Annotated in this window: 11 protein-coding genes and 1 tRNA gene; 8 read left to right on the top strand and 4 right to left on the bottom strand. The window is 52.1% G+C overall.

From position 1 onward, the window contains the following. The 3 genes from ACQ4N7_RS25565 to ACQ4N7_RS25555 form a co-directional block, all read left to right on the top strand. On the top strand, positions 1-794 hold a 794-nt coding region (locus ACQ4N7_RS25565), incomplete at its 5' end, for an ISAzo13-like element transposase-related protein (RefSeq protein ID WP_430714267.1). 1,120 nt (positions 795-1,914) lie between these two features. Next, positions 1,915-2,580 carry an NYN domain-containing protein gene (locus ACQ4N7_RS25560; RefSeq protein ID WP_430714266.1) on the top strand — a complete coding sequence of 222 codons (666 nt, stop codon included), beginning with the start codon at positions 1,915-1,917 and terminating at the stop codon, positions 2,578-2,580. Between the two features lie 88 nt (positions 2,581-2,668). Continuing rightward, entirely contained in the window at positions 2,669-3,103 is a 435-nt protein-coding gene (locus tag ACQ4N7_RS25555; RefSeq protein WP_430714265.1) for a hypothetical protein, read from the top strand. A 371-nt stretch (positions 3,104-3,474) separates the two neighbouring features. Here ACQ4N7_RS25555 and mobF read toward each other — a convergent pair whose 3' ends face one another. After that, complete coding sequence (gene mobF / locus ACQ4N7_RS25550; protein ID WP_430714264.1) at positions 3,475-6,813, bottom strand: MobF family relaxase; 3,339 nt, start codon at positions 6,811-6,813, stop codon at positions 3,475-3,477. A 297-nt stretch (positions 6,814-7,110) separates the two neighbouring features. Between mobF and ACQ4N7_RS25545 the strand changes: the two genes are divergently transcribed. The 4 genes from ACQ4N7_RS25545 to ACQ4N7_RS25530 all read left to right on the top strand — a co-directional run bounded on the left by ACQ4N7_RS25545 (position 7,111) and on the right by ACQ4N7_RS25530 (position 9,534). Beyond that, the gene (locus ACQ4N7_RS25545; RefSeq protein ID WP_430714263.1) at positions 7,111-8,238 is read left to right on the top strand and encodes a hypothetical protein; all 1,128 of its coding nucleotides are present in this window, start codon (positions 7,111-7,113) and stop codon (positions 8,236-8,238) included. 11 nt (positions 8,239-8,249) lie between these two features. Continuing rightward, on the top strand, positions 8,250-8,759 hold the full coding sequence (locus tag ACQ4N7_RS25540) for a hypothetical protein (RefSeq protein WP_430714262.1): 510 nt from the start codon (positions 8,250-8,252) through the stop codon (positions 8,757-8,759). A gap of 7 nt (positions 8,760-8,766) precedes the next feature. Then, positions 8,767-9,168 (top strand): hypothetical protein, encoded by a 402-nt coding sequence (locus ACQ4N7_RS25535; RefSeq protein WP_430714261.1) that lies wholly within the window; start codon positions 8,767-8,769, stop codon positions 9,166-9,168. A 111-nt stretch (positions 9,169-9,279) separates the two neighbouring features. Then, positions 9,280-9,534 carry a helix-turn-helix transcriptional regulator gene (locus ACQ4N7_RS25530; protein WP_430714260.1) on the top strand — a complete coding sequence of 85 codons (255 nt, stop codon included), beginning with the start codon at positions 9,280-9,282 and terminating at the stop codon, positions 9,532-9,534. A 165-nt stretch (positions 9,535-9,699) separates the two neighbouring features. On the opposite strand, the gene ACQ4N7_RS25525 is transcribed toward ACQ4N7_RS25530, so the two are convergent. The 3 genes from ACQ4N7_RS25525 to ACQ4N7_RS25515 form a co-directional block, all read right to left on the bottom strand. Beyond that, complete coding sequence (locus tag ACQ4N7_RS25525; protein ID WP_430714259.1) at positions 9,700-10,863, bottom strand: tyrosine-type recombinase/integrase; 1,164 nt, start codon at positions 10,861-10,863, stop codon at positions 9,700-9,702. 230 nt (positions 10,864-11,093) lie between these two features. Next, positions 11,094-11,166: transfer RNA gene (locus ACQ4N7_RS25520), tRNA-Ala, on the bottom strand. Between the two features lie 217 nt (positions 11,167-11,383). Then, the gene (locus tag ACQ4N7_RS25515) at positions 11,384-11,662 is read right to left on the bottom strand and encodes a Precorrin-3B methylase (RefSeq protein WP_430714258.1); all 279 of its coding nucleotides are present in this window, start codon (positions 11,660-11,662) and stop codon (positions 11,384-11,386) included. Between the two features lie 89 nt (positions 11,663-11,751). Between ACQ4N7_RS25515 and xth the strand changes: the two genes are divergently transcribed. Further along, positions 11,752-12,540 carry an exodeoxyribonuclease III gene (gene xth / locus ACQ4N7_RS25510; protein ID WP_430714257.1) on the top strand — a complete coding sequence of 263 codons (789 nt, stop codon included), beginning with the start codon at positions 11,752-11,754 and terminating at the stop codon, positions 12,538-12,540. Positions 12,541-12,700 lie beyond the last annotated feature (160 nt).

Below are 12,700 nucleotides of genomic sequence, written 5' to 3'. Positions count from 1 at the left end.
TATTCTCACGATCTATTCACAGACTGCATAATGAATCTGACCTGCCCAGCTATGCTGTTTTTCCCTCGCCAATCGAGGGGGTGCCGAAGTTGATGCAACTAGGTGCCGAAGTTATGCAAATACGCAAGCAGGCCATCACACAAAACGCGGTGCGGTTGAGCCTCGACTGCAAGGCGACGGTGTGCCTCGGAGACTCCTCACGCGGGGGCAAAACGCGGGGAGATACTCAGGCTTGTGACCACGACATGGGCATCAAGGACAAGTGCATTCCCTGTGGCGTCGTGGATGAGGACCGAGGGGATCTCTACATCGAATTTGGTCGGTCTTACAAAACCAGTGATTTCATTGTCGATGTGCTGGAACACTGGTGGGCGCATCTACCGTCATCCACTCGGCAGGCACTGCCTCGAATACAACTCAAAGTCGATAATGGTCCCGAAAGCAGCGGGGTGCGAACCCAGTTTCTCAATCGCCTTGTGGCTTGGGTTGACCAGATTGGTAAGCCGCTACAACTCCTTTACTTTCCGCCCTATCACAGTAAGTACAATCCCATCGAGCGCTGTTGGGGGATTTTAGAACAACACTGGAATGGAACACGCCTTACCGATGTCGAGACGATGCTGGCCTGGGCCCAGAGCATGACTTGGAAACGCCACCATCCCACTATCCGGCTGAACACAACAACTTACGAAAAGGGGATTGCGTTAACGAAAAAGGAGATGAAGAGCATTGAAGAGCGACTGGAACGACATCCGCTGTTACCGAAGTACGACATTCTGATCCGTCCCGCTTAGCTGGTAATTTCTTTCCTAGTTATCTCCTAATTCTGTTCACCTACTTAGTGGAACAGGGGGAATCATCGCGATGTAATTCCCTCAGTGAAATCCGCTATAGAAGGGTCTAGGACTTAAGAAGCAGAAGCTTTTTTGACATATCGTTAAGGATCTAAGTGAAAATGGCTGTAGATGCACTTTAGGAAATCAGTCTTGGCTTAAGGTAGCTAGGGCTACCAAATGACAGTTGCGCCGGAGAAGCTACCGATAGCGATGATTACGATGGCCACTATTACTAAGCCCAAGGCAAATATGACACATGTGAGAATCACATTACCTCTGTCAATCCCTTCTTGATTTGCTTGCATACTTCCTCCTGAAATGTTAAATGTTAAGTCAACCAATCGTCTTATAAATAAAAGGTTTCAGGAGAAGCTTGCATATAGCTTGCACATAAATCTGGATCTACAAGCCTTGTTTCTCAGGTCGCTTTAGGCTATCTCTTCACAAAAAGCTTTTGAAACTAGGTTACAACAAATTGCTTATAATACAATCTTGAATTCCCGACACAAGGCTTGCAGAGACATGTATCACCCCTGTCGGCAAAGGAAGTAAACGCTGTAACCTACTCTCGATATTTCGAGGGGCATTTGGCTTAAGGCTTGCAGGCACATGGAATGAGGCTTAGGTTGGGGCATAGCTATGATCAGCTTGACTAATCGCAAATCGTTTCTACTGTCTAACCTGTTCATACCAGTTCAATTTGGGCTTGCAATTAATACCTTCTTGTAGGGCAAGGGGTTCAGGCCCCTATTGGGTGCAGCTTCATGAAGAATGTGTATCACTTTGAGCTAACACCAAAGACTTCTACGTAGAAGCAAGCTAAATTACTGTCCATAGTAAGTAGTGAGCTATGTCTTTCAATCCTCCTCCTACCGCAGAAGCTGTTGTAGTGGGAGAAATAGAAGCAATAGGAAGGATTGTAATCTTGAAACTATATTTCAGGGGCTTTTGGCTCTGAAGATACCTGAAAGTCTTGATACGTCTGCGGTTTGAGCAACGGTGTTGTAGCAATATAGATTCTGAAACTCCTTAAACATAGGAAGGTTAAGTTCCTATTCTGAAATTCAGGAGTAGTATTATGACTCATGCAGGTGTTGTGCCAGCGTGTGAAGCTAATAGGCTAAATGGCATCATAAGCCCCAATACTTCTCGGTTGAGAGAAAACCACAGGCGTATTGGTAGGGAGCAAGAAGTTCCCCGATTAAAAAAAGATTATGTCCACAGCCTTAAAAAACAAAATTCTCCTCGTCTAAGGAAGGATCGTGGACGCGTTGCTCTTTTTGTGGATGAAGGCAACTTATTTCATGCTGCACTTTCTCTGGGTGTGCAAGTAAATTACGCACGTTTTCTGAATTACATTATGGAAGGTAGCCAGTTTTCAGGTGCTTTTCTCTACACAGCTGTGAAGTCGGACGAACACAGACAACAATTGCAGTCGCGTGTGGACTTAGAAGGCTATCAAATCGTTGGCCGAAAAATTATTCGGTATCAGGATGGCTCTGTAAAAGCCAACTTGGATGTAGAAATTGCTTCTGATCTCATTATCAAGGCTTTTGAGAACTCATATGACACAGCAGTACTTGTTAGTGGTGATGGAGATTTTACATATGCTGTTAAATTAGTAAAGCAACGGGGACGAAAAGTTGAGGTAATCAGCCTGAGTTCTATGACTAGCCGCAGACTAATTGCCATGTCTGACCACTACACTGACTTATCAAAAATCAAGCACTGGATTTGCAACTGACATGTTAGTTTTCATTTTCAATGCTTCTCAAATTGGCTAAAAATCCTTGGGTCGATTTCTAAAGTTTACAAAATCCGGAGGTCTTTAAATGCTAAATCTAAACTCTCAATCTAATCAAAACTCTGCGATTCAGAATCCCGACTCTTCCCTGCCATTTGAGTTTGCAGAAGCGATCGGACATATTGTGAGTGAAGCTCAACTAACACAATCTCAAGTTGAAATGCTCCAAAAATGCTTGACTTCTCGATCTCTAAAGAGTTCTCGTCGAACTTCCTACTCTCCTCAATTAGGTAAATCAATTCAGGATGACTACAGTCCAATTATTAAGTTGGCATTTAGAGTTCTTAAATTCTTCTCTTTGTTCTTGCTTGGCTCAGGCATTGCTTTTGTCGTTTCTGCTAGCTTGCAAGCTACAGGCGTCACCAATATCCTTGTTGGTCTTTTGTCTTACGCATTTATTCCTATTGCAGGTATGACCTTTTGTATAGTGGCTATTTCAATTATCCTTGAGTCTTTCAAGTGAATAATGAAAATACTAGTTTTAGAGTGAAAGGTGTTTTCCACAAATGCCTTTCACTCATTCTTTATTAAGAGTAACGCCATAGAAACATCCAGCGTAATGCCCTAATCATAGCTAAGCAAATTGTTAATTAGCTGACTGCTTGACACATCGCTAGAAAATCATGATTCCTTGTTTCGGATACTGCTCAAAAGTCCATTGAGTTAAGTATTTCAGTCCAAGCATATTTTACTGTGACGACGACACATTCTGTATGGGCGATGGCCCTCGGCTTTGTATTAATACGTTTTTCCAAAGCTTTTGTATTTTTGCCAAGAAACTAGGGCTTCGAGACTGATCAGGCATGGTTTTCTGAACACCACTTCACGACCTGCTTACATTTTTAGTTCTATTGTCTCTCGTTTTCTTGGAGTGTGAGCCTCCTGAGGTTGCTGCTGGCTAGCTATGATCACAACGTGCTGGGCAAACGCGATCGCCTCATTCCTCCCCTGCTTGTCATAAATCAGCCTTACCACCTCGCTCCCCGCCACCAGCATCAGCGTCACCTCCTTAGCCGAGCACCCATCCCGCAACGCCCGCTGTGCCACCCGCAACTCCAAACTGGCTGACGGCAACCCCGCTGAGTAATGCTCCCACCGATTCAAAAGCTGCTCCCTGGAATTCGCCTTTGTCGGTTCGGGGGCCTCTACCCTTTGCAGCTCTCGTCCAATCGTCCTTCCAATCGCTCCAGTGAGGCGATCAACTGCTGCTGCAAAGCCAACTCGGTCTTGAGCTGCCCGTTCCAACTGCTCAAGGCCGCAATCAACCGCCGCAACTGCTCCTGCAAGGTCGCCTGCGCATCGGAGGAGGTCGCGTCGCTCACGATACGTTGCAATTGCGCGACCAAGCACCCCAAGCTCTGGTTCCAGTGCTGGGGCAACGTCGCCCAATCCTCTCCAAGAGTCTGGACGTGGTCTTCCAGGTGCAACACCCGCTGCGTATTCACGCAAATCTCGGCTCGCAGCGGCTCTAAGCTGCTCTGCAACACGCTGCCCAATACGTTCTCCCACTGCTCTGGGGTCAAAGCTGGGGAGGGGTTCTGGCTTCCGTTCTTCTCGTTGTTCATATCCATGATTAATCACCTTTTGAGTTAGGAGTACGTAGTCACTGACGTTCTCCTTGGCCCAAGACACCTGGGCTAACCGCACCAAGTCGGCCTGATTGGTGGTGTATAGGGTCACCGCCCGCTTGGCTCTAGAAATCGCCACATAAAAAGCCTCTCGATTCGTCGTTTCGCCCAGCAGCGCCAGCACCCGCTCTGCTGTCTTGCCCTGGCTGCTGTAGGTGGTGCTCACCCAGGCATAGTCGATGTATTGATTCCCGCCGAGGTTGATGGTGGCTGTCTGCCCTGCCCCATCCTGAATCGTCGCTGTTCCATCCGCGTCAAGCCCCGTCACCACAAACCCCTGCCCATTGCGGATTCCAGCTTTAGGGTTGTTGCGTGTCCACTTGAGGCGATCGCCTACTGCCACCGGAATCAATTGCGTCGTGTACACCGTCTTGCGTGGACACGCTGCTGGATCGACCGACAGCACTGATCCACTCGGCGTCTCCAGCACCACCTGCTGAGCCTCGTCATTCACCGCGATCACCCGGTACTGCTCTCCTCTAATCAACCCCTGCTTCCGGTAATCCTGAATCGGCACCAGCACATCGCCTGGCGTGTAAGCCTTGAGGTAACGGGCTTGGGCCGTAGTCAAATCCTTGCGGCGTAAGCTCTGCATCACAAAGCCATCCGCACCCACAGCCCCTTCATCCTGTAATCCTGATCGCATCGCCTGGGTCAGAGCCAACCGCTCCGCATTAGTTCCTGCCAGCACCAGCGTGGCCTCCCGCTCCTCTGCCGCCAGCGCCAAATAATCTGTCGCCACCTGCTGAATCCGCTCCTGAGGTTGAACCTCTTCTTTGACGCACCCCGCCTGGGCCAGCAGTTCAATCCCCTCGCTAACCTGCCCCTGGGCCACCAACTCCACGGCAGATCGCAGCACCCCAGTCTGCTGCCGCCGATGGGTCTCCAGATAAGCCGTCGTCATCCCGCCCGCCTGCAAACTCTTGAACGGGTTGCCCGCTTCCACCGCTGAAAGCTGTCGGGTATCGCCGACCAGCAACACTCTGGCTTGCTCCAACGCTGCCCGCCGCAAGAGAGCATGGGCATCCTTCATGCTCAACAGCCCGGCCTCATCCATGATCCAGAGTGTGGGTTGGGGCGCTTGATCAGGGGTGTCAGAAACCATTAGACCCGCTACGGTAGTAATCTCAATGTTTAAGGACTCGCCCAACACATGGGCTGCTTCAGCACTGGGGGCCAAGCCTCGGATATCGTATCCCTGCCCCTGGGCTAGTTCTTTCAACACACTCAAGGCATAGGTCTTGCCCGCCCCAGCCACTCCCTGCCACGCCATCACCGCATCCGGCGTGGTCGCCGCCATCTCCACTGCGTTTTGCTGTTCGGGGTTCAGTGAATGCTCCACCAGGCCATTCAATTGGGTGCCACTGGGGACGATCGCACCCACCTGCCCCCGCCCCTGTTGCATCAGACGAATGGTGTCGAGTTCCAAATTGAGCGCGGTTTGGGTGGTGAACTTGCCATCGGCGACTCGGATCAGTTCGGGACTGTCAGCAATGGCTTCCTTAATCGCATCAAACCCTTGCATCCCCAAATCGTGCTCAAACACAAATCGCTCCAGCGTCGTCCTACGAAACACCGACTCCCGCTCCCCACAGTGCTGTATCGCGGTGTCAATGATCGATGGGGCTAATGAAGATGATTCAGCTAAGGGGGCAACACCTTCGGGCAACTCCGGCAGTTCCAATCCTTTGAGCTGAATCAGGGCATTCCATCCCCGCTGCAACAGCCCCTCGTCCACCTCCTTGGGCTTCCGCTTCCGCGATACCAGGGTCGCTGCCTCCCGCATTGCCCGGTTGTTCTCAGACCCGGTGGCCTCCCATTCCTCAATCAGCTTCAGAATCTGCTGCCTGCGGGTCGAGAACGCCTTGAGCAGTTCTGGAGAATACCCAGCCAGTTCAAACTGCCCATGAGCTTTGGGTTCAATCTGGTATCCCTGCCGCTTAAGGGCTACAGCCAGTTCATTCTGGTAAATCTGGCCCAGGAGCTTTTGGTTAGCGATCGCACTTTCATTGCTCAAACTAAACCACCGTCCATCCGCCAACTGCGTCGCATTCATCACCACACAATGGCTATGCAACTGCGGCTCCGCCTCCCGACTGGTGGAATGGGTAAACACCGCTGCCGCAATATTTTCTGTCGTCACCTTTGTCCGCCCGGCCTCGGTTGAAACTCGGGTCTGAGCATAACGCTCTTCCAACACCTCCAAGGCTTTGGCGACTGCTTGATGGTGGGCCGCCAACACCCGCTCGTCCTGCTGTACCAGGGCCGCAATGCTGACGCTCTTGGGGGCGCTGAAGGTAAAGTCGGTCGCTGCCCGCCGCTTCTCTGGATCAACCACTTTCCCTGTCAGCGATCGCCCATCAGGGGCCTGCCCAGACAGCATCTGGCTGAACTCCTGCTGATTAACGACCTCAGCCAACCCCAGCGACGCAGCCCCCTTGCCCACCCACTTGGTCGGGTGAGCGGCTTCTTCCGCCGAGTAATAGTCCTCGTGGGTGTAATAGGTCTCCGCTTGAGCCGCAGAGAGGTTGCTTGTAGAAAGCATGGATATTTGAGGTTAAAAATAAGACACCACCACGAGGCGAAAGCGATAGCGTCTTCAAAAACGGTAGAAACCTTAGGGGAGGGCTGTTACCCGGTTTTTGCCAAAACCTTGGCGTACTGTGTGACCCCTCCGCGAAGCCCCCCAGAGGGGGCGTAGCATCGAAGACTAACCTAATTTAGCTAACATTGTATAACCATTTTCTGAATATTTCTGGTTCAAAAGTAAACTTAATTAACCTTTTCAATCCTTTGAGGTTAGATCGCCCTATGGTGAAGGGGTAACGTTCTGGGTTTCACCATGAAACTTTCTCCAGTTATGTCCCCCGTGGTTCAGTTAGCCGCTGATTTAGGCTCGTCGGCCTCGAAGCTGTTCTATCAGGTTCAATCAAATCAATGCGCTCCAATTTGGATGGGCACAGAAGTGGTGGATGGCTTATCCTCGATTGTTCTCTCTGGGGTGAGTACCGCTGGTCGTCCCCAGGACATGGCCTGGTTAGAGTTGGATGAGGATGTCGTGATAGTGGGTGAGGCAGCTAAAGCGTTCTTGGAGATGAATAGCTTGTCCGCCAAAAAGTACGAGCAGGCGGTTTATAAACTGGCGGCGGCGTTGGGGGTAATCGCTGAGATTGAACAGTTGCCCAGTCGCTATCAGGCCGTGGTCTGGCTGGCCTTACCTCTGGGTGAATTCTCGACCCAGTCAGTAATCGAGACTCGATTCAGAGACCTGTGTCAAAAGGGCTTTACCTGTCGCGGGAAATTTCAGCAGGTCGAGCTGACCTGCAAGTGCTATCCCGAAGGCTTTGGCCTCTATCTCATCCGCAAGCAGCATTTGTCTCGCATCGGCGAGGTGATTGAGCAACGCCGCACCACGGTCATGATGATGGGGCACCGCAATCTCTCGCTGCTGGCCTTTGACAATGGCACGCTGAACATGAACGGAACGAACTCAGATGGTCCTGGCTTTTGGTTTTTCTTTGAAAAAGGAGCACGGTCGGCTGGAGTAACCACCCCCGATTACCCTGCTTTGATGCGAGCCCTGAGTTTGGGTGACCCTCATCAGGTCGCTCCGTCCCAGGCTGGAGTAGTGGATTTCTCAGAGGCTGCTGCTGCGGTGCAAACCCTCTACCGCAAAGCTGTAGTGACCTATCTGCGCGATAACTTGCTGAAACGAATGACGGAGCATTCAGTAGATGTTGTGATCAGCGGCGGAGCCTCTCGCATGATTTATGAGCCGCTGGTGGATTTCTTCGAGGACATTCGGTCGCTAGGACGAGTAGCGTTCATCGACGGTACCGACATCGCCTTAACCCAGGTGGTTAGTACTCTGCCCGAATTTAGCCAGAATCCTACCCTGGCCGGTCGAATGGCGGATGGTTATGGTTTATTCTTAGGACTCATCGGCTCATCGACGCCGGTTGCCACCTAGAGGAGACGGTCATGCCACGCAAAGCCGGGACGGGAACCAAAAGCGATCGCCAGCGCATCCAGTTTGCCTACAATGCTGACCGGGAGATGGCGATTGGGGTCGTGTTCCGCTACCTGATCGACAATCCGCTGATGTCGAGTCGAGAGGGCAAGCACAAGGGGTTGGATGCGATGTCGGCGTTTTGGAAGCCGTTTGCCTACCAAGCCTGTACGGATGCCACCGAGGATGACCTGCAGTCCCTAGCGCGAGAGTCAATAGAGGCGTTGGCCCATCAGATGGCGCTGATTAGCAGCACCTTTGGGGTAGAGCCGCCTAAAACGGAGACTACGCCTCAGCAGGAGCAGCTGCAGGAGATGATTCAGCAGGCGGTGACAGCGGCCATGTTGAATCTGGTGGAGGCGGGGGCGATTGCCATGCCTCAGAGTCACCCATCAGGCGTGTCTGCCACTCCTGCTTCGCTCGAAGGCGTGGGTGTCGATGATGCCATGTTTGCCGGGTTAACCGCTTCTCCAGCTAAGTAGGACAACGATGGCACTCACTCCTAAAACTCCGGAAACTGAGGCAGGACACCAAGCCCGGCAGCAATACCTGACGCTGGCGCGGGAGGTGATTGGCGAGGAGGAGCTGGACTACACCAGACTCTATCAACGGTTTGCGGACAACGATTGGGCGGCTATCAAGCTGGATGATGCAGTAGCGCTCCAGGGCCTCAAGGCGGGGTTTACCCCAAAGGAGGTGGCGGTGCTGCTGCTTCAGAGCCCGTACATTCAGCACCAGATCCATCACAATCGCGTACCGGCTGCGCCGATGACGCAGTATGCCAAGGGAACGGTGATTAAGATGCTGCAGCAGGTGCGGGTGACGCCGTCGGCTCAGCAGCAGGTGTCCAGACCCAGACCGCAGCGGCAACCGGGAATGGAGTTGGACTAGGACAGCTTGTCTTTAGCTGCTTTAACCATTTCTATCCATAGAGATTTTCAAATCAGGTTCTACCCACCCTCCAGGGATTGTGTCCCAGTACTTTAGTCAGGGGTTGGAGTGATGCAGCTCTTTGTCAATAAGCGTCAGGCTTCCGAATGCTTGAGCCTGAGTGATTCGACGTTGAAAAAGTATCGGCTCAATGGCGAGTGGATTGAGGGGGTCCATTGGGTCAGGATCAATAGTCGCTGTGTGCGTTATAACCTGGATTTGATTCAGGACTGGCTGCACAATCGAGGTAATCCCAAAGCCCATCAGCAAGCCATCAAAACCTACAAAAAAGGACTTCTCAGCAATCAGCCAGAGAAGCGTTGGTAAACGACTACTGAATTAGAAGCAGCTGTCCAGCGAGATACGTCGTGTGATCGTCTATAAAAAGGCTCTGGCATCCGCATGCCTTCTAGCCTTGAATTGAAAAGGCATGCCAGACTTCGGATTCTGCGACAGGTGAGCCATCGGCTCCAATAACCATTACCTGCCCACCTAATTATCAATTGCTCCGGGGGTTCCCTCCTGATAAAGGTCAGGGACTTGGGGACGGGCAATGATACAGCCTGCGTAGTCTCTGTACAGCGTCTTCACATCATGCCCCGTGATTTCAGCCACAACCGATGGCGACATCCCCGCTTGTAGGCAGTGACTGACAAACGTTGAGCGCGTCAGGTAGGGCTTGCGGTAAGCTATGCCTGCTTTTTCGAGCACCTTTGTCCAAGGTCGCTTGCAGAAATTGTTGTCGCCGATAGGGCCACCCTTAGGAGCTGGAAACACCAGGTCAGACTCCTGGGCACTTGAGGGGCGGTGAGCTTTCAGAAAAGCCTGCATCTGCTGGTTGCAGGGAAAGTTTCTTACCTCCCCTGTCTTGGTATTTTTCTCCTTTTTACCCCTGGTAATAGTGCGCCCAATCCAGACATTAGTGGACTTCTCGTCAATGGCGTTCCATCTCAACCCGGCAGCCTCAGCGGGCCTGCAACCGGTATTGAGCAAAAAATAGACGTAGGGATAGTAGTGGGCGTAGTAACGATCGCCCTTAAAGGTTTCCAAAATTTGCTGCACCTCGGCGTGGGTAAAAGGCCTCGGCTTTGACTTCAGGTCGTCCTTCACCTTCACCAGCTTCCACGGATCCAAATCCTGGCGTCCCCACTTCCAGCATTCCGACAAGGTTGCCAGGCGATCGCGAATCGTCCGAGGCTTTTGATACTGCCGGAGAAACTCCACAAACTCCTTCGCCTTTTCGACTCCGATAAAATCTACCCGCTGGTCTTTGAAAAACTGCTTCAGCCTCGTCCCTAGGGCTCCGTACTTTTCCAGCGTCCTGGCGTCTACTTCTTTAGCCTTGTGCTCCACAAACCGGTGAAATAAATCCACTATGGATTCACCCTGGGATCTGATCTGCTCATTCACATTCGTTGGACGAACTTTAACTCGGTACTTTTCGAGCGTTGGATCGTAAGTCCCTTCCGCCAGATCAATTTCAATCTGCTTTGCCAGCAGCTCTGCCTTTTTGCGGTTGGAGCGCGTGTCAGGTAAGCCCAGGTAAAGCACCGGCCTTTTGTCCGATCCTTCAATTCGCCATCGCAGGCGCAGTAGCCCTTTCTGACTCAAAACCGAAACAGTGCCCTTGTGAGATTTTTGGATCCTGCCTGTCATGGTGGGTACCTGCCCGAAGCATCTGGCACCTCTTACAAGTGTAGTACTGGTGCATCAGGATAGCCTTCAAAACACTTAATCACAAGGGTTTCCAAGAGTGCCCAAGAGTGCCCAAACGAGTTCCCAAAGTGCCTAAAACGGCCTAAATCGATCCAAAAATAGCCAAAATACAAAAACCGCAACAAAGGTTGTGTCCCTTGCTGCGTAATGCTTTGAGGTATTTTTGAGAATGGAGAATAGGAGATTCGAACTCCTGACCTCTGCGGTGCGATCGCAGCGCTCTACCAACTGAGCTAATTCCCCTTACTTTGTCGTCGATGCACCGTTATGGTGCGATTGGCCTCTGGCCACCCTGCGGGAACGCAGCGCTCTACCAACTGAGCTAATTTCCCTTACTTTGCCGTGCGATGCACCGTTACGGTGCGATTGGCCTCCGGTCACCCTGCGGGAACGCAGCGCTCTACCAACTGAGCTAATTTCCCTATGGGCTGCCAGTATCTTACCAAAAACCAGCTGTTCCCTATCGCTTTCGTCCCTTGGCCGATCGCCCCTTATTCCCCGGCTGAGTCTGGTGGGCACCAAAATACTTTTCGCTGCGGTAGCGCAGCCACACCCGCAGAGTCTGGGGAATCTGGTCTTTTTGCTCCTTCGTTAAGGTGTTGTAGAGGGCCAGCGCTTTTTCGCGCTCGCCCCGGCAGGCGGCATTATTGTGGGCATCCCAATAGCTGCGGGCCAGCCGAATGCGGCGGCACACTTCTTTAACTAAAGCTTTTCCCTCAAGTGGAGACTCTGAAGGCACTGTTGCGATCCTTTGGACGCGATCTTTTTGGGCGGTCAACCCCTTAAGCTAGAACGTTATGACCCTACCCGTTTAGCTTAACCCCGTCTATGAAAGTTGCCACCTGGAACGTCAACTCCATTCGATCGCGCCTCGACCATGCGACCCAGTGGCTGCAAACCAACCCCGTGGATGTGCTGTGCCTGCAAGAAACCAAAGTGGTGAACGAGACGTTTCCCACGGCGGCTTTTTCAGAACTGGGCTACACCGCCTACATTCACGGGCAAAAGTCTTACAACGGGGTGGCGTTGCTGAGTCGGCAGCCGCTAGAGAAGGTGCAGTATGGCTTTGCCCCAGTGCTCGGGGCGGAGCGCGTCGGCGATTTGGATGACCAAAAGCGGGTGATCGCCGGGCTGTGGGGCGACATCTATATTGTGAACCTCTACGTGCCCAACGGCAGTTCTATAGGCAGCGAGAAGTATGAGTACAAGCTGCGCTGGCTGGCCTGCCTCAAGGAGTATCTCACGGCTCTACTGACGGAATATCCCAATCTCAACGTCTGCGGCGATTTTAATATCGCTCTAGAAGACAAAGATATTTACAATGCCGAGGGCAAAGAAAAGCACATTATGTCCTCACCCACTGAGCGGGAGGCCCTGCGGGAGGTCATGGCCGTGGGCCTCAAAGATGGCTTTCGTCTGTTCAACGAGGAGGGTGGCCACTTTAGCTGGTGGGACTACCGCACCGCCGCCTTTCAGCGCAATATGGGCTGGCGGATTGACCACCACTATCTGTCGGCGGGGCTGAGCGATCGCGCCCTCAGCTGCACCATTGACATCGAACCCCGCCGCTGGGAAAAACCCAGTGACCATACTCCCGTTACGATGGAGTACGCGTAAGGCTTTGGGCAGGTTCCCTGCCAGAGCTTTCCTGAGAGAGTAAGATAAGCACATTAAGCAGGTTTTCTGCACACCAGGAGTAACCGGGGTTGAGGCTTGGGGGAAGGGTTTAGCCGTCGGGGCGTACCCTGAAGTGTTACCCGCAGTTCGGGTGTGAAAG

Source organism: Nodosilinea sp. AN01ver1, from assembly GCF_050565655.1.
Classification (GTDB): Bacteria; Cyanobacteriota; Cyanobacteriia; order Phormidesmidales; family Phormidesmidaceae; genus Nodosilinea.
This window is presented reverse-complemented; position numbering and strand designations above follow the sequence as displayed.